This window comes from Pseudomonas sp. R-28-1W-6 (assembly GCF_009799925.1).
Lineage (GTDB): Bacteria > Pseudomonadota > Gammaproteobacteria > Pseudomonadales > Pseudomonadaceae > Aquipseudomonas.
The window spans coordinates 68761-85696 of the sequence record NZ_WELK01000001.1 but is presented as its reverse complement, the minus strand read 5'-3'; the positions used below and the strand labels follow the sequence as shown (position 1 = coordinate 85696).

Below are 16936 nucleotides of genomic sequence, written 5' to 3'. Positions count from 1 at the left end.
CCGCTTCTACGATCACCGCCACAGGTCAAATTCGTTGTCGAGCCTCGATTCGTCGAGGCTCTGTCATTTCCCGAGAGCCACGCCATGTCCCAGACGCCCCGTCTCGCCCAGTTGCACCAGCCCGATGCCTTCCTCCGTCGTCACCTCGGCCCCGATGCCGGCGAGCAGCAGGCCATGCTGTCCGCCCTCGGCGTGGCCGACCGCGACGAACTGATCGTGCAGACGGTGCCACCGGCCATCCGCCTGAATGGCCCGCTGGCCCTGCCGGCGGCACTGGACGAGCAGGCCGCCCTGGCCAAGCTCAAGGGTTATGCCCAGCAGAACCAGCAGTGGACCAGCCTGATCGGCATGGGCTACCACGGCACCCTGACCCCGACCGTGATCCTGCGCAACGTGCTGGAGAACCCGGGCTGGTACACTGCCTATACGCCCTACCAGCCGGAAATCGCCCAGGGTCGCCTGGAGGCGCTGCTGAACTTTCAGCAGCTGACCATCGACCTCACCGGCCTCGACCTGGCCAGCGCCTCGCTGCTGGATGAGGCCACCGCCGCCGGCGAAGCCATGGCCCTGGCCAAGCGCGTGGCCAAGTCGAAGAGCAACCTGTTCTTCGTCGACCAGAACTGCCACCCGCAGACCATCTCCGTGGTGCAGACCCGCGCCGAAGGCTTCGGCCTGGAAGTGCGGGTCGGCAGCCTCGACGAGCTGAGCCAGCACCAGGTGTTCGGCGCCCTGCTGCAGTACCCGGACACCCACGGCGAGATCCGCGACCTGCGCCCGATCATCGCCCAGCTGCATGCCCAGCAGGCCCTGGCCTGCGTCTCCGCCGACCTGCTGTCGCTGCTGCTGCTGACCCCGCCGGGCGAGCTGGGCGCCGACGTGGTGTTCGGTTCGGCCCAGCGCTTCGGCGTGCCGATGGGCTATGGCGGCCCGCACGCGGCGTTCTTCGCCACCAGCGACGCCTACAAGCGCGCCATGCCCGGGCGGATCATCGGCGTGTCCAAGGACGCCCGCGGCAACACCGCGCTGCGCATGGCCCTGCAGACCCGCGAGCAGCATATCCGCCGCGAGAAGGCCAACTCCAACATCTGCACCTCGCAGGTGCTGCTGGCCAACATCGCCAGCTGCTACGCCGTCTACCACGGCCCGCAGGGGCTCAAGCAGATCGCCCAGCGCGTGCACCGGCTGACCGCCATCCTCGCCGCCGGCCTGCAGCAGAAGGGCGTGCAGCGCGACAACCAGCACTTCTTCGACACCCTGACCCTGGAAGTCGGCGGCATGCAGACCGCCATCCTCGAGTCGGCCAGGGCGGCGCGGATCAACCTGCGCATCCTCGGCCGCGGCAAGCTGGGCGTCAGCCTGGACGAGACCTGCAGCGCGCAGACCGTCGAGCAGCTGTTCGCCATCTTCCTCGGCGCCGACCACGGCCTGTCGGTCGAGGCGCTGGACGCCGGCGAGCTGCCGCAAGGCATCCCGGCCGAGCTGCTGCGCACCTCGGCCTACCTGAGCCACCCGGTGTTCAACACGCACCACAGCGAAACCGCCATGCTGCGCTACCTCAAGCGCCTGGAGAACAAGGACCTGGCGCTCAACCAGTCGATGATCCCGTTGGGCTCCTGCACCATGAAGCTCAACGCCACCAGCGAGATGATCCCGATCACCTGGCCGGAATTCGCCAGCCTGCACCCCTTCGTGCCGGCCGAGCAGGCCCAGGGCTACAAGCTGATGATCGACGAGCTGGAAGAGTGGCTGCGCGCCATCACCGGCTTCGACGCCATCTGCACCCAGCCCAACTCCGGCGCCCAGGGCGAATACGCCGGCCTGCTGGCGATCCGCAAGTACCACCAGAGCCGTGGCGATGGCCACCGCGACATCTGCCTGATCCCGGCCTCGGCCCACGGCACCAACCCGGCCTCGGCGCAGATGCTGAGCATGCGCGTGGTGGTGGTGGACTGCGACGCCGCCGGCAACGTCGATATGGACGACCTCAAGCTCAAGGTGGCCGAGGCAGGCGACAAGCTGTCTTGCCTGATGATCACCTACCCCTCGACCCACGGCGTGTACGAGGAAGGCATCCGCGACATCTGCGACGTGGTGCATGCCGCCGGCGGCCAGGTGTACATGGACGGCGCCAACCTCAACGCCCAGGTCGGCCTGGCGCGGCCGGCCGATATCGGCGCCGACGTGTCGCACATGAACCTGCACAAGACCTTCTGCATCCCCCACGGCGGTGGAGGCCCGGGCATGGGCCCGATCGGCGTGCGCGCGCACCTGGCGCCGTTCGTCGCCAACCACCCGGTGGTCGAGCTGCAGGGGCCCAACCCGCAGAACACCGCGGTCAGCGCCGCGCCCTGGGGCAGCGCGAGCATCCTGCCGATCAGCTGGATGTACATCGCCATGATGGGCCCGCAACTGGCCGACGCCACCGAAGTGGCGATCCTTAACGCCAACTACCTGGCCAGCCAGCTGACCGGCGCCTTCCCGGTGCTGTACAGCGGGCGCAACGACCGCGTCGCCCACGAGTGCATCCTCGATCTGCGCCCGCTCAAGGCGGAAACCGGGATCAGCGAGGAAGACGTGGCCAAGCGCCTGATGGACTACGGCTTCCACGCGCCGACCATGAGCTTCCCGGTGCCGGGCACGCTGATGATCGAGCCGACCGAGAGCGAGTCCAAGGAAGAGCTGGATCGCTTCATCGGCGCCATGCTCAGCATCCGCGCCGAGATCGCCAAGGTGGCCAACGGCGACTGGCCGGCCGAGAACAACCCGCTGAAGAACGCCCCGCACACTCTGGCCGACGTCACCGGCGTGTGGGAGCGGCCGTACAGCATCGAGGAGGCGGTGACCCCGTCCGCGCACACCCGCGCGCACAAGTACTGGCCGGCGGTGAACCGCGTCGACAACGTGTTCGGCGACCGCAACCTGTTCTGCGCCTGCGTGCCGATGGACGACTACCGCGGCTAAGTCTGGCCTGGCCTGAGGAAAAGCCGCCTGCGGGCGGCTTTTTCATGCTCGCGTTTTCCCCCAGGCGTGGCCGCGGCGAACCGCCGCTCCGCGAATTGCCTGCCACGGCTGCGGATGGGCCAAGGGCGGAGAAGAACCGGAGTTCGCTCAGGGCTTTGCTACGCTCTTGATCTGGGGCAGGGCAGTTAATCTTCCTGCAGTCATAGTGCTCCAGAGTGGCGGGCAGGGCGGATGCGGCGGGGGCGACCGGCATCGCCGGAGTTGGGCCGCTGCATATCTGCTTATTCATCTGCGCGTTGCCTGCTGCCGGCTCCCGAGGTGCCGGAGCCCGCTGCGTGTGGCAAATCGATCAGGGAGTCTTCGATGGCTGAACCAAGCAAGAAAATGAGCCTGATGGGGCTCACCACCCTGGTGGCGGTGAACATGATGGGCTCCGGCATCATCATGCTGCCGTCGAGCATGGCGCAGCTGGGGGCGGTGTCGCTGCTGTCATGGATCATCACCGCCATCGGCTCCATGGCCATCGCCTACTGCTTCGCCCAGTGCGGCATCTACTGCCCGCGCTCCGGCGGCATGTCGGCGTACAGCGAGGAGGCGCACGGCAAGTCGGCGTTCTTCCTCTGCTCGTTCCTCTACTTCCTGTCGCTGGCCATCGGCAACGTGGCCATCGGCATCTCCGCGGTGGGCTACCTGACGCCGTTCTTCCCCTGGCTGGGCAGCGGTGCCATTCCGCTGTTCATCGGCACGGTCGGGCTAATCTGGCTGACCACGGTCGCCAACTTCGGCGGCCCGAGCATCACCGGCAAGATCGGTTCGATCACCGTCTGGGGGGTGATCATCCCGGTGGCGGGGCTCAGCGTGATCGGCTGGTTCTGGTTCGATGGCGGCGTGTTCGCCGCCGCCTGGAACCCGAACAACCTGGCCACCAGCGATGCCATCGCCCAGAGCATTCCGCTGACCCTGTGGGCCTTCCTCGGCATGGAGTCGGCGGCGCAGAACTCCGCGGCGGTGGACAACCCCAAGCGCAACGTGCCGCTGGCCTGTCTGCTCGGCACCCTCGGCGCGGCGGTGGTGTACATCCTGTCGACCACGGTGATCCAGGGCATCGTCCCCAACGCCGAGCTGGCCAGCTCCAGCGCGCCGTTCGCCTACGTCTATGCGCAGATGTTCAACCCGCTGATCGGCAACATCATCATGATCCTGGCGGTGATGGCCTGCATCGGCTCGTTGCTGGGCTGGCAGTTCACCCTCGGCCAGACCGCCAAGGTCACCGCCGAGGAGGGCATGTTCCCCAAGCTGTTCGCCCGCGTCAGCAAGCTGGAGGCGCCGATCATCGGCATGATCGCCTGCGCCGTGCTGCAGACCCTGCTGGCCCTGTCGACCATCTCGCCGAACGCCAGCGAGCAGTTCGGCAAGTTGGTCAACCTGGCCGCGGTGACCAACCTGATCCCCTATGTCACGGCGCTCTCCGGGCTGCTGGTGATCATGTACAAGGCCCAGGTCGGCACGGCGATCTTTGCCCGCAACGTGGTGGTGCTGCTGGTGGCGATGTTCTATTGCTACTACGCCCTGTACGCCTCGGGCAAGGATGCGGTGTTCGGCGCGGCGATCGTCCTGGTCATCGGCTACCTGCTCTACGGCTTCATCACCAAGCGCTTCGTCGAGCTGCCGCTGGCCAGCCCGGTCGCGCCCAGGAAGCCTTAGGCATGCAACAGACACCAGTATTCGGGGAACAGGACATGAAGCAACCACCACTCAAGTCGATCATCCGCTTGCTGGCCTGCGTGCTGGCCGCGCTGCCGCTGCTGGCCGCTGCCAGCACCCTGGAGCGGGTGCGCAGCAGCAACAGCATCACCCTCGGCTTCCTGCCGGATGCCGCGCCGTTCAGCAGCCAGGAGGGCGACCAGATCAGCGGCTATGCCATCGACCTGTGCCTGAAGGTCGTCGACAGGCTCAAGACCAGCCTCGCGCTGCCCGATCTGCAGGTGCGCTACCAGCCGCTCGGCGAGGCGGATAAATTCGCCGCGGTCAGCTCGGGCCGGGTCGATATCCTCTGCTCGCCGAGCCCGGAGTCGCTGGTGGCACGCAAGACGGTGAGCTTTTCGGTGCCGGTCTACACCGCCGGCCTGGCGGTGATGGTGCGCGAGGATGCGCCGGCGAGCCTGGTCAAGGTGCTCAACGGCGAGGCGGCGCACAGCGGGCCGACCTGGCGCGCGACGCTCAACCAGGGCCTGGCCCGGCATACCTACGTGACCATCGCCGGCGGCGTGACCGAAGACTGGATTCGTCAGCGCCAGCGCCTGCTGGGCGTGGTTGCCAGCCTGGTGACGGTCGATGACTTCGACGCCGGGGTGCGCCTGGTGGCCGAGGGCAAGGCCGACGCCTTCTTTGCCGCGCGCACGGTGCTGCAGCACTATCGGCTGAAGAGCCAGTACCGCGAGCGCTTGAGGGTGCTGGAGCGCATCTTCGACTATGCCCCGGTGGCCATGGCGCTGGAGCGCGGCGACGAGGACTTCCGCCTGCTGGTGGATACCGCGCTCAGCGAGCTGTACCGTTCCGACGAACTGGCGCAGGTCTACGCCCGCTATCTCGGCGCGCCCGATGAGACCACCCAGAAGCTGTTCAAGGTCTACGCCTTGCCGTGACCGCCGGGGTGGTCCGCACGACGGCGCCGCAGGGCGCCGTCGGCGTTTCAGGGGGCGCAGCCGCTGGCGGGCAGGCTGTCCATGGCCCGCGCGAGCAGCGCCTTGCTGCGCTCGCTGTGGAGGATGCTGGTGTGGCTCTCTTCGAGCAGGTAGAGGTGCTCGGCCTCGTCCTGGGCGGGGCCGCGCAGCTGGCTGGCCAGCGGCACGACGCCATCGTTGGGCTGCGCCAGCAGGCGGCTGTTGCCGCCGTAGCTGACCAGCAGCCACTGGCGCACATGCGCGGGCAGCGGGCCGGCGAACAGCGCCTGCAGGTAGGGGCTGCCCGGCGCCAGATCGCGCCAGGTCGGCACCACGACCGGCGCCTGCTTGAGGCCTGTGGCCGCCGCCGGATGGCCGTCCCAGGGCGTGGCCAGGGTGAGGAACAGGCACAGGTTCTGGCTGCCGGCATTGGCCTCGAGCAGCTGCACGGCGCGCCGGGCGACCAGGCCGCCCATGCTGTGGGCGACGATATGGAAGCGGCGCACGCCGTGGCGCAGCTGCACATCCTGAATGGCCTCGCTGAGCAGGTAGGCGCTGTTACCCAGCGGCAGGCTGCCGGGGTAGTGGAACAGCACCGCTTGAAAGCGCTGCCGATCCAGGCCGTCGAGCAACGCCTGCCAGGTGCGCGGCGAATCGTTGATGCCGTGCACCAGGAACACCGGCTCCTTGTCGTCGCTCCAGGGCTCCAGCAGGTACAGGCCGTAGCCGACCTCACGCAGATAGTCGAGCGGCTCCCAGGCGCCCTGGCTGATCCGCTGCGGGTCGAAACGCGGGTCGTCGAGGGCGACCTGTTGCAGGTAGTTGCTGCGCAGACGCGGCCGGTTCTCGTACAGCTTGTCCAGGCTCAGATCGACGTCCGGCGCGTCGGCGGCCGCTGCCGTGCCGCCCAGTAGCAGGCGGTTGCTGCGCAGCAGGGTGGCGCGGGTGGCGTCATCGGGCTGCAGGCTGAGCGCCACGCTGCGAGCCGGCGCCAGCCAGTGTCGGGTTTCGTCTGGATCCAGGCGGAAGTTGCCGTTGTCATCGGCGAAGGCCAGCAACTGGTAGGTCCCGTGGGGCACGGTGAAGTAGAAGTCGTTGCCCGGGGCGACGATGCGGTAGCTGAGCGCCTTGCCCTGCCCATCGAGCAGGGCGACCAGGGCGGTCGACGGGCTGGCCGCATCCAGCTGGCCGGCGACCAGCAGCAGTTCCTGCTGGACCTGCTTCACCTGGCGGTCCATCTCCAGCAGCTGGCAGCCGCTGCAGAGCAGGGGCAGTGCCAGCAGCGCCATGTGCAGTCTGGCCATCCTGGTTCCCTGCTAGTTGCTCGAGTCGGCCTCGACGCGCAGCAGCACGCCATCCTGGCCGACCACGCGGATCGGCGTGCCGGCAGGCAGGTCCGGTCCGCTGACCAGCCACAGGCTGTCGCCGGCCTTGATCTTGCCGCGGCCGCCGATTATGGCCTCGTGCAGGACGAAGCTGCGGCCGATCAGTTCGCTGCCGCGCCGGTTCAGGCCCGGCTGCGCGGAGGGCTTGCCGGCGCTGCGCTGGCGCTGCCACCAGAACACCGCGGTGAGCACCGAGAGTATGGCGAACAGGAAGAACTGCCAGGCCCAGGGCAGCTCCGGGAACAGGTAGCTGAGTACCCCGACGCAGGCCGCGGCGATGCCGATCCACAGCAGGTAGCCGCCGGCCCCGAAGATCTCGAGGATCAGCAGCAGGGTGCCGAAGGCCAGCCAGTCCCAGAAGGTCAGGTGGTGCAGGAAGTCCATCATGCGCGCGGGTCACCCGAGGAGTTTCCACCGAAGGTGGCCTTGACGATCTCGCCGATGCCGCCGACCGCGCCGATCACCTGGCTGGCCTCCAGCGGCATGAGGATCACCTTGCTGTTGGAGGCCGAGGCCAGGTTGCCCAGGGCCTCGATGTACTTCTGCGCGACGAAGTAGTTGACCGCCTGCACGTTGCCGCTGGCGATCGCCTCGGACACCATGCGGGTGGCCTCGGCTTCGGCCTGGGCCGCGCGCTCGCGCGCCTCGGCCTCGAGGAAGGCGGCCTGGCGCTGGCCTTCGGCCTTGAGGATGTCGCCCTGCTTCTGCCCTTCGGCGGTGAGGATGGCGGCGGCGCGCAGGCCCTCGGCCTCGAGGATCTGCGCGCGCTTGATGCGTTCGGCCTTCATCTGCCCGGACATGGCCGCCATCAGGTCGGCGGGCGGGCTGATGTCCTTGATCTCGATGCGGGTGATCTTGATGCCCCAGGGCGCGGTGGCTTCGTCCACGGTCTTGAGCAGGCGCTCGTTGATCGCATCGCGCTGGCCGAGCATGGCGTCCAGCTCCATGGAGCCGAGCACGGTACGGATGTTGGTCATCACCAGGTTGCGGATGGCGTGTTCGAGGTTGTTGACCTCATAGGCCGCCTGCGCCGAGTTGATGATCTGGAAGAAGCAGATGGCGTCGATCTGCACGGTGGCGTTGTCGGCGGTGATCACTTCCTGCGGCGGGATATCCAGCACGCTTTCCATGACGTTGAGCTTGCGGCCGATGCGGTCCATCACCGGCACGATGATGTTGAGGCCCGGCTTGAGCGTGTTGGTGTAGCGCCCAAAGCGCTCCACCGTCCACTCGAAGCCCTGCGGCACGACCTTGAAGCCCATGAACACCACGGCCACGGCGAGGCCGACGAAGAGCAGCAGTACGCCACCAATTTCCATATTTTTCTCCTGTCATGTACATGGGTTTAACGCATCTAAGCACAGTCGGCGCGCCAGCGCCGCGTTCAGCTGCCGGCGGCGAGCAGGGCCCGGATCAGCCGGGCGTCACGCTGGTAAGTGTCGGGGGCGTAGCGTACTTGCCCGTCGGCGGTCACTTCCACCGTCCAGTAGGCGATCAGCAGCGGCGCCGGTTGCTGCAGGCGGTACTGCTGGGTCTTGCCACTGGCGATGCGGGTTTTCACGCTGGCCAGCTCCGCTTGCGGCAGCAGCCAGGCCAGCAGGTTGTCGACCGCCTCGATCCGCACACAGCCGGAGCTGAACAGGCGTGGCGCCTTGTCGAACAGGGCCTGGCTGGGGGTGTCGTGCAGGTAGACCGAGAACGGGTTGCGAAAGCGCAGGGCCATCTGCCCCAGCGGGTTGCGTGCCCCGGCGGCCTGGCGCAGGAGGATGGCGCCGGGGTTGTCCCAGTCGATCTGGGCGGGGTCGAGCGGATTGCCGTCGTGGTCGTACACGCTCATCTCGTGCTCGGCCAGGTAGCCGAGGTCGGCACGGATGGCCGGCAGCTTGTCTTCACGCAGGATGGTCGGCGGCACGGTCCAGGTCGGGTTGAGGGTCAGCCGGTTGATCTGCGAGGCCAGCAGCGGGGTCTGCCGCTCGATGCGACCGACCTGGGTGCGGGTGCGCCAGAGTTCCTCGCCCTGGCGCAGCACCAGCAGTTCGGCGGCGGCGACGTTGATCGCCACCCGGACCTGGCCGAGGTCGTCGGCCAGCCAGCGCAGGCGCTCCAGGTTGATGCGCAGCTGCGCGCGGCGGGTCAGGGCGTCGAGGTTCAGCTCGTTCAGGCTGGCCGGGCCGAGGATGCCGTCGGCCTGCAGGCCGTGGCGGGCCTGGAAGCTTGCCAGGGCGCTGACGGTGAGCGGGTCGTAGAGTTCGCCCAGGGCGGCTTCGGGCGCCGGCAGGCTGAGGCGGGCGCGTAGCAGCGGCACCCGCGCATCCTGCTTGCCCGGCTGCAGCAACGGGCCTGGCGGCAGCGCCGGCCAGTTGGGCACAGGCTGCAAGCGTTCATTCGCATAGACCGCACGCAGGCGCTGGTACTGCGGCAGCGCGGGGCGGGCGGCGGCGAATGCGGCGGCCGGCTCATCCAGTTGCAGCAGGGCGATGGACAGGGTCGCCAGCTGCGGATCCGGGCGCGGCTGTTGCGGGTCGCGCCACAGCGGTTCCAGCTGCTGTTGGTCCAGACGGCCGCGGCGCAGGTCGAGCAGGGCGCGCAGGTAGCTGCTGCTGGCCTGCAGGTCGCCGCAGGCATCCATGGCCGGCGGCAGCGGGTAATCGGCGGGGTTCAGGCCGTCGTCCGCCAGCTGGGCGAGCTGTTCTTGCAGCTGCTGGCGCTGCGCCGCAGTGCGCCAGGCCGGTCGGCCGTCGCGTTGCGCATAGAAGTTGCCCAGCAGAGTCGTCGTGGCATCGTCTAGGCTTGCCAGTATGGCCGTGCAGGGGCTGGCGGGTTGGACCAGCAGCGGGCGCAGGTCGGCCAGCTGGGCGTCGGGAGCTTCCATGGCGTTGGCGACCAGTGGCAGGGTGAGCATGAGCATGCTCGAGTAAGATGCACACTTTTTGAACAACATACTGCTCCAATCCATGGTTCAGGGTGCCCCGGCGCAAATGGCGGGGGCTGCCGATCAGTATAAGTGGATTGGCCTCGACTCCATGTTACAGGGCTCGACGGGCGCAGAAGTTTTTGAGGTATTGCGCGCATGTTCGGACGAATTGGCCGGCTGGGCCTGGCGGGGCTCTGGCTGCTTTGTGCACCGCTGCTGGCGGCTCCCACGGCGAATGACAAGCTGGTCGAGGACCTCGCCAAGGTGGCGCCTGGCCTCGACCAGCAGGCCCTGCGGCATGCCGTGGCGGCCATGCAGTGCGCGGTCAACCACGGCGCCGCAGCGGCCAGCCGGCTGGCGGTGATCGACTATTCGCAGCCGTCCACGGCGCGCCGCCTGTGGATCTTCGATCTGCAGCGCAAGCGCCTGCTGCTGAGTGACTATGTGGCCCATGGCCGCCGCTCCGGAGAGAATTTCGCGCAGAGCTTTTCCAACCGAGAGGGCAGTTTCCAGAGCAGCCTCGGCCTGTTCCGCACGGCCGAGAGTTACCGTGGCAAGCACGGCTACTCGCTGCGCATGGATGGTCTGGAACCGGGGCTGAACGATCAGGCCCGCGAGCGGGCCATCGTCATCCACGGTGCCAGCTACGTCGACCCGCGCCTGGCCCGCAGCCAGGGGCGCATCGGCCGCAGCCTGGGTTGCCCGGCGGTGCGCCCGCAGGTGGCGCGCATGGTGGTCGACAAGCTCAAGGGCGGGCAATTCCTCTTTGCCTGGCACTCCGATCGGCGCTGGCTGCGCAATTCCGCCTACCTGGACTGCAAGCCGCAACGGGTGGCCAGCATCCTGGCCCGCAAGGGTCTGCCAGAAAGCTGAGCGTAGGGCGCGCTACTTCTGTTCGCTCTGCGGGGTGACCCGCAGCACTTCCTCGATGGTGGTCTGGCCGGCGGCGACCTTCTGCGCGCCGGACAGGCGCAGGCTGCGCATGCCGTCCTTGAAGGCGTGCCGGCGCAGGGCCACAAGGTCGGTGTCGGCGCTGATCAGCGGCTTGATCGCATCGTTGAGCAGCATGATCTCGTACACCCCGGCGCGGCCGCGATAGCCGGTCTCGCGGCATTCCGCACAGCCCACCGCGCGGTGCGCGCCGGTAGGCAGCGGTGCGCTCCATGGCGTGGTCAGGCTTTGCCAGTCGGCTTCGCTGAGCTGCACCGGCTCCTTGCAGTGCGGGCACAGGGTGCGCACCAGGCGCTGGGCCATGACGCCGAGGATGGTGGCCTTGAGCAGGTAGTGCGGCACGCCCAGTTCGAGCAGGCGGCTGATGGCGCTGGGGGCGTCGTTGGTGTGCAGGGTGGAGAGCACCAGGTGGCCGGTGAGCGCCGCCTGGATCGCCATCTCGGCGGTCTCCAGGTCGCGGATCTCGCCGACCATGATGATGTCCGGGTCCTGGCGCATCAGCGCGCGCACGCCGCTGGCGAAGGTCAGGTCGATGTTGTGCTGCACCTGCATCTGGTTGAAGGCGCCCTCGATCATCTCGATCGGGTCCTCGATGGTGCAGACGTTCACCTCCTCGGTGGCCAGCTGCTTGAGGGTGGTGTACAGCGTGGTGGTCTTGCCCGAGCCGGTGGGCCCGGTGACCAGGATGATGCCGTTGGGCTGGCTGGTCATGCTCTCCCAGCGACGCAGGTCGTCCGGGGAGAAGCCCAGCTGGTCCGGGCTCTTGAGCAGCACCTCGGGGTCGAAGATGCGCATCACCATCTTCTCGCCGAAGGCGGTGGGCAGGGTCGACAGGCGCAGTTCCACTTCGCCGCCGTCCGGGGTCTTGGTCTTGATCCGGCCGTCCTGGGGCTTGCGCTTCTCCGCCACGTTCATCCGCCCGAGGCTCTTCAGGCGGCTGACGATGGCCATGGTCACCTGGGGCGGGAACTGGTAGACGTTGTGCAGCACGCCGTCGATGCGAAAGCGCACGGTGCCGGCTTCGCGGCGCGGCTCGATATGGATGTCGCTGGCGCGCTGCTGGTAGGCGTACTGGAACAGCCAGTCGACGATATTGACGATATGCGCGTCGTTGGCGTCCGGCTCCTGGTCGCTGGCGCCGAGGCTGAGCAGCTGTTCGAAGTTGCCGATGCCGCTGATCTTCTGGTCGACCGCGGTGGCGCCGCTGACCGAGCGGGCCAGGCGGTAGAACTCGGTGGTGAAGCGCTGCAGGTCGGCGGGGTTGACCACCACGCGCTTGATCGGCCGCTTCAGCACATGCACCAGGTTGGCTTCCCAGCCATGCACGAAGGGCTGGGCGCTGGCGATGGTCACCGCTTCGCTGTCCACCGCCACGGCGAGGATCTTGTGGCGCTGGGCGAAGGCATAGGACATCAGCGGGGTGACCGCGGCGACGTTGATCTTCAGCGGGTCGATGCGCATGTAGGGCTGGCCGGCCAGCTGCGCCAGCCAGATGGTCAGCCCTTCCAGGTCGTGCTTCTTGCCGGGTCGTTGCAGGTCGTCGAGCTGCTGGGCGGCGAGGAACTCCAGGGGGTGCAGCTTGGCGTTTTCCGCCCCGCGGCGCAGCATCAGGCACTGCTCGGCCTGTTCCTGCGACACGCGGCCCTGGGCCATCAGCTCGCGCAGGATGTCGTTGAGGTCCAGCCAGCGATCCTGGGTCGACGGGGCTAAAGCGGACATGCGGTTCCCTTTGTGGTGATCTGCCAGCTTGCCAGCTTATTGCACCAGCAGCTTCCAGGGTTTGAGCGTGGCCACAGTATGAGCCTGCGCCACCCGCGCGGCCAACACCTCGGCAGCCAGTGGCTGCAGGGCCAGCTCGTGCAGTTTGCTCAGCTCGCCGTACAGGCGGTCGACTTCCGCCACCTCGAGAATCTGCCGGGCCAGGTGCAGCCAGGCCTGGATGCGTTCGATGCGCGGCAGCTGCTCGGCGAGGTCTTCCGGCTGCTGCTGGTAGCGCTTGAGCTGCAGCGCCGCACCTTCCTCGGCCAGCAGATGCGGCAGCCAGTTGCCCAGCACCGCGGCGCCCTGGCGATTGCCGCGGTTGTTGCGCTCGACCGTCCAGCTGCGCGCCAGCAGCCAGCGCGACAGGTTCAGCGAGAACAGGCCCCAGCGGTTGCCCTGCAGTTCGGCGGCGAACAGCGCCGGGGCGTTCTTGCGCAGGCTGTCGTCGCTCTGGCCGGCCAGCAGGCGCGGGCGCCAGTCATCGAGCAGGCCATCCAGGGCTTCGCGCAGGGCGCTGCTGGAGGCGCGCGGGGCGGCCTGGCCGAGGCTGCCGAGCAGCGCGCGCAGCTCCACCAGTTTCTCCAGCCATTGCGCCAGCAGCTTCCAGTGGCCGTTGAAGCGGTACTGCTCGGCCAGGCGCTGGCTGCTGCCCAGCAGGTACCAGGCCAGGGCGCAGAAGGCGTCGTCCAGGCTCTGTTCGGCGTTCAGCTCCGGCGCCGGCAGGCTCAGGCTGTAGCTGGCCGAGTCGAACAGGCGGTAGCCGCGCTCGGCCTTGCTGATATCGCAGGGCATCAGCGGCAGGTCGGCGGCCAGCTCGGCGGCCAGCTCCAGCAGGGCGGCCGGATCGCCTTCGCGCAGCTCCAGCTCCAGCTCGCAGATTTCCTCTTCGCCTTCGCCGGCGATCACCTTGCCCAGGTCCAACGCCGCCTCGATGACCACCTTGGCCTTGCCGCGGCCCCAGGCGATCTCGGCTTTCTGCCGGACGAAGTCGGTGGTGAAGATCGGTTTCAGCTGCTTCTTGTCCAGCTCGGCCAGGCTGGCCGGCCAGCACTGGTCGTCGAGTTTCTTGGTGTCCAGCTTGGCCTTGCTCAGGTACCAGTCCCACTCGTTGCGCTCGGACAGCCCGGCCACGCTCTGCCCTCGGGTCTTCAGGGTCTGGATGAACTGCTCGCCGTCGCGGCGCAGGCGCAGGGCGACCCTGGCCTCGGCCAGGTCGCGGGTGGGGGTATCGAAATACTGGTTGAACAGTTCACGGGTCTCCCAGCCGCTCTTGTTGCGCTTCTTCAGCAGCGGGTGGTCACGCAGGGCGGCCAGGGTTTCGCGACTGGCGCGCAGCTTGATTTCGGTTTCTTTCTGCATGATGGACTCTCGCGAAATGATGGCGCCGGGAGCGACAAGGCCGCCCTGAGGCGGCCTTGTGCAAGCGGACAGACGTCGAGCTTAGACGAACAGCTTCACGCCCAGCCAGAACAAACCGGCGGACAGGGCGATGGTGGCCGGCAGGGTGAACAGCCAGGCCAGCAGGATGTTGCGCACGGTGCCCAGTTGCAGGCCGCTCTTGTTGGCGACCATGGTGCCGGCCACGCCAGACGACAGCACGTGGGTGGTGGAGACCGGCAGGCTGTAGATGTTGGCCAGGCCGATGGCGATGGAGGCGGTGATCTGCGCACTCATGCCCTGGGCGTAGGTCATGCCGGTGCGGCCGATCTTCTCGCCGACGGTGAGTACCACGCGCTTCCAGCCGACCATGGTGCCGATGCCGAGGGCCAGGGCCACGGCGAAGATCACCCACAGCGGGGCGTATTCGGTGGTGGCGGTGAGGTCCTTGCGCAGCTTGTCGAGGTCGGCCTTCTCGCGCTTGGGCAGCTCTTTCAGCTTGCTCACCTTCTTCGCCGTGTCGTCCAGGCACAGCAGGTAGCGGCGGACCTGGGTGCGCTGCTCGATCGGCATCTGCCGGTAGTCGGTGACGCCCTCGAGGGCGGTCAGCAGGGCGCTGATGGTCGGCTCGGTGAGCTGCACGTCGCAGCGGAATTTCTTCGGCAGCTCGCTGCGGCCGTTCTTGCCCAGGGCCAGGTACTCGCTCAGCGTGTCATGGTTGCGCTCGTAGAACTGGCTCAGGTGCACGGCCGCGTCGCGGGTGCGCTCGATCTGGTAGGTGGTGCTGTTGAGGTCGAGGACGAACTTGGCCGGGACGATACCGATCAGCACCAGCATGATCAGGCCGATACCCTTCTGCCCGTCGTTGGAGCCATGCACGAAGCTCACGCCCATGGCCGAGGCGATCAGCACCACGCGGTTCCAGAACGGCGGTTTCTTCTTGCCCTTGACCTCCATGCGGGTCTCGGGGGACTCGTGCATCTTCGAGCCGCCCCACATGCGCTTGAGCACCAGCAGGATCAGCGCGGCCACGGTGAAACCGGCCAGCGGCGAGAGCAGCAGGGACAGGCCGATGTCGATGGCTTTCTGCCAGTTGACCCCCTCCGCCAGGGAGATGTCGGCGATCAGGGCATTGGCCAGGCCGACCCCGAGGATCGAGCCGATCAGGGTGTGCGAGCTGGATGCCGGAATGCCGAAATACCAGGTGCCGAGGTTCCAGGCGATGGCGGCCCCCAGCAGGGAGAACACCATGACCAGGCCATAGGCGGTGTTGACGTTGATCAGCAGCTCCACCGGCAGCAGGTGGACGATGGCATAGGCCACGCCGACGCCGCCGAGCAGCACCCCGAGGAAGTTGAAGATCCCGGAGAAGACCACCGCGACATGGGGCGGCATCGCCTTGGTGTAGATCACCGTGGCCACCGCGTTGGCGGTGTCATGGAAACCGTTGATGAATTCGAAGGACAACACGAAGATCAAGGCAAGAGCCAGGCTGATGACAACCCAGGCATCGAGTCCGCTGAAGAGATCAAACATGGCAGTTTTGTGACTGTTCGAGATTTGGGGCGCGGATTATGCCAGAAGGTCGCTTGGTCTGCTCAGCGGATTCGGACGACCAACACCCGGCCGGCTAGCCGCCGGGGCAGACTGCTATATGATGAAGCCACGCTGAAGGAGATAGCCGATGCCCCTGCCAAGCCTCAAAGACCAGTTCGCGGCGCTGATTGCCGCGCCATCGGTGAGCTGCACCCAGCCGCGCTGGGACCAGTCCAACCGCGCGGTGATCGAGCTGCTGGCGGCCTGGCTCGGCGATCTCGGGTTCACCTGCGAGATCCAGGCGGTGGCGCCCGGCAAGGCCAACCTGCTGGCCAGCTACGGCAGCGGCCCCGGTGGCCTGGTGCTGGCCGGGCACAGCGACACGGTGCCCTTCGATGCGGCGTTATGGCACAGCGATCCGTTGCAGCTGACCGAGCAGGGTGACCGCTGGATCGGCCTCGGCGTGTGCGACATGAAGGGCTTCTTCCCGCTGGTGATCGAGGCGGTGCGCGGCCTGCTCGACCAGCCGTTTCGCCAGCCGCTGCTGGTGCTGGCCACCTGCGACGAGGAAAGCTCGATGTCCGGTGCCCGCGCCCTGGCCGCCGCCGGCAAGCCGCTGGGGCGCGCCGCGGTGATCGGCGAGCCGACGGGCCTCAAGCCGATCCGCCTGCACAAGGGGGTGATGATGGAGCGCATCGACATCCTCGGCCAGAGCGGCCACTCCTCCGACCCCAGCCTCGGCCACAGCGCCCTGGAGGCCATGCAGGACGCCATGGGCGAGCTGCGTGCCCTGCGCGCCCAGTGGCAGCGGGAATTCCGCAACCCGCAGTTCGGCGTGCCGCAGCCGACCCTCAACCTCGGCTGCATCCACGGCGGCGACAACCCCAACCGCATCTGCGGCCAGTGCTCGCTGGAGTTCGACCTGCGCCCGCTGCCGGGGATGGACCCGGAGCAGCTGCGCGCGGCGATCCGTACGCGCCTGCAGCCGCTGGCCGAGCGGCATCAGGTAAGGATCGACTTCGCCCCGCTGTTCGCCAATGTGCCGCCCTTCGAGCAGAGCGCCGACTGCGAGCTGGTGCGCCTGGCCGAGCGCCTCACCGGGCATGCGGCCGAGGCGGTGGCATTCGGCACCGAAGCGCCTTATCTTCAGCAGCTCGGTTGCGAGACCATCGTGCTGGGCCCCGGCGACATCAGTTGTGCCCACCAGCCCGGCGAGTTCCTCGAACTGTCACGGATCCAGCCGACGGTGCAGCTGTTGCGCGGCCTGATCCAGCACTACTGCCTGCAACCTGCCTGAACCAGAGGGGAGCCCTGATGCTGCTGCGACGACGTTAAGTCGACTCTTTCTTCCCCCGCGCGGGGAAGGCTAACCATCGCTCGTTTCGTCA

12 protein-coding genes are annotated in these 16936 nt (G+C 67.7%); 5 read left to right on the top strand and 7 right to left on the bottom strand.

The features are described 5' to 3' along the window. The first annotated feature begins 84 nt into the window (after window positions 1-84). The 3 genes from gcvP to F3I62_RS00355 all read left to right on the top strand — a co-directional run bounded on the left by gcvP (window position 85) and on the right by F3I62_RS00355 (window position 5606). Complete coding sequence (gene gcvP / locus F3I62_RS00365) at window positions 85-2961, top strand: aminomethyl-transferring glycine dehydrogenase (RefSeq protein ID WP_160487716.1); 2877 nt, start codon at window positions 85-87, stop codon at window positions 2959-2961. Between the two features lie 363 nt (window positions 2962-3324). Next, on the top strand, window positions 3325-4665 hold the full coding sequence (gene potE, locus F3I62_RS00360) for a putrescine-ornithine antiporter (protein ID WP_160487715.1): 1341 nt from the start codon (window positions 3325-3327) through the stop codon (window positions 4663-4665). 35 nt (window positions 4666-4700) lie between these two features. Further along, entirely contained in the window at window positions 4701-5606 is a 906-nt protein-coding gene (locus F3I62_RS00355; RefSeq protein ID WP_160487714.1) for an amino acid ABC transporter substrate-binding protein, read from the top strand. Between the two features lie 47 nt (window positions 5607-5653). Here F3I62_RS00355 and F3I62_RS00350 read toward each other — a convergent pair whose 3' ends face one another. The 4 genes from F3I62_RS00350 to F3I62_RS00335 all read right to left on the bottom strand — a co-directional run bounded on the left by F3I62_RS00350 (window position 5654) and on the right by F3I62_RS00335 (window position 9911). Beyond that, window positions 5654-6928, bottom strand: coding sequence for an alpha/beta fold hydrolase (locus tag F3I62_RS00350; protein ID WP_160487713.1), 1275 nt, complete (start codon window positions 6926-6928; stop codon window positions 5654-5656). Window positions 6929-6940: 12 nt separating this feature from the next. Then, window positions 6941-7396, bottom strand: a complete 456-nt coding sequence (locus tag F3I62_RS00345) for an NfeD family protein (RefSeq protein ID WP_160487712.1) — start codon at window positions 7394-7396, stop codon at window positions 6941-6943. Beyond that, window positions 7393-8328, bottom strand: coding sequence for an SPFH domain-containing protein (locus F3I62_RS00340; RefSeq protein WP_160487711.1), 936 nt, complete (start codon window positions 8326-8328; stop codon window positions 7393-7395). The genes F3I62_RS00345 and F3I62_RS00340 overlap by 4 nt, the downstream gene beginning before the upstream one ends. A gap of 65 nt (window positions 8329-8393) precedes the next feature. After that, window positions 8394-9911, bottom strand: a complete 1518-nt coding sequence (locus F3I62_RS00335) for a murein L,D-transpeptidase (protein WP_256667575.1) — start codon at window positions 9909-9911, stop codon at window positions 8394-8396. Window positions 9912-10079: 168 nt separating this feature from the next. Here F3I62_RS00335 and F3I62_RS00330 point away from each other — a divergent pair, with 168 nt between their 5' ends. Next, window positions 10080-10796: a murein L,D-transpeptidase catalytic domain family protein gene (locus F3I62_RS00330; RefSeq protein ID WP_160487710.1), complete on the top strand. Its 717-nt coding sequence runs from the start codon at window positions 10080-10082 to the stop codon at window positions 10794-10796. Window positions 10797-10808: 12 nt separating this feature from the next. Here the strand turns inward: F3I62_RS00330 and F3I62_RS00325 are convergent, their stop codons facing one another. The 3 genes from F3I62_RS00325 to F3I62_RS00315 all read right to left on the bottom strand — a co-directional run bounded on the left by F3I62_RS00325 (window position 10809) and on the right by F3I62_RS00315 (window position 15548). Further along, the gene (locus F3I62_RS00325; protein WP_160487709.1) at window positions 10809-12593 is read right to left on the bottom strand and encodes a GspE/PulE family protein; all 1785 of its coding nucleotides are present in this window, start codon (window positions 12591-12593) and stop codon (window positions 10809-10811) included. Between the two features lie 36 nt (window positions 12594-12629). Continuing rightward, window positions 12630-13994, bottom strand: a complete 1365-nt coding sequence (locus tag F3I62_RS00320) for an inorganic triphosphatase (protein WP_160487708.1) — start codon at window positions 13992-13994, stop codon at window positions 12630-12632. Window positions 13995-14075: 81 nt separating this feature from the next. After that, the gene (locus F3I62_RS00315; protein WP_160487707.1) at window positions 14076-15548 is read right to left on the bottom strand and encodes an inorganic phosphate transporter; all 1473 of its coding nucleotides are present in this window, start codon (window positions 15546-15548) and stop codon (window positions 14076-14078) included. A 148-nt stretch (window positions 15549-15696) separates the two neighbouring features. On the opposite strand from F3I62_RS00315, the gene argE reads away from it, so the two are divergent. After that, window positions 15697-16845, top strand: coding sequence for an acetylornithine deacetylase (gene argE, locus F3I62_RS00310; RefSeq protein WP_160487706.1), 1149 nt, complete (start codon window positions 15697-15699; stop codon window positions 16843-16845). Window positions 16846-16936: the final 91 nt, after the last annotated feature.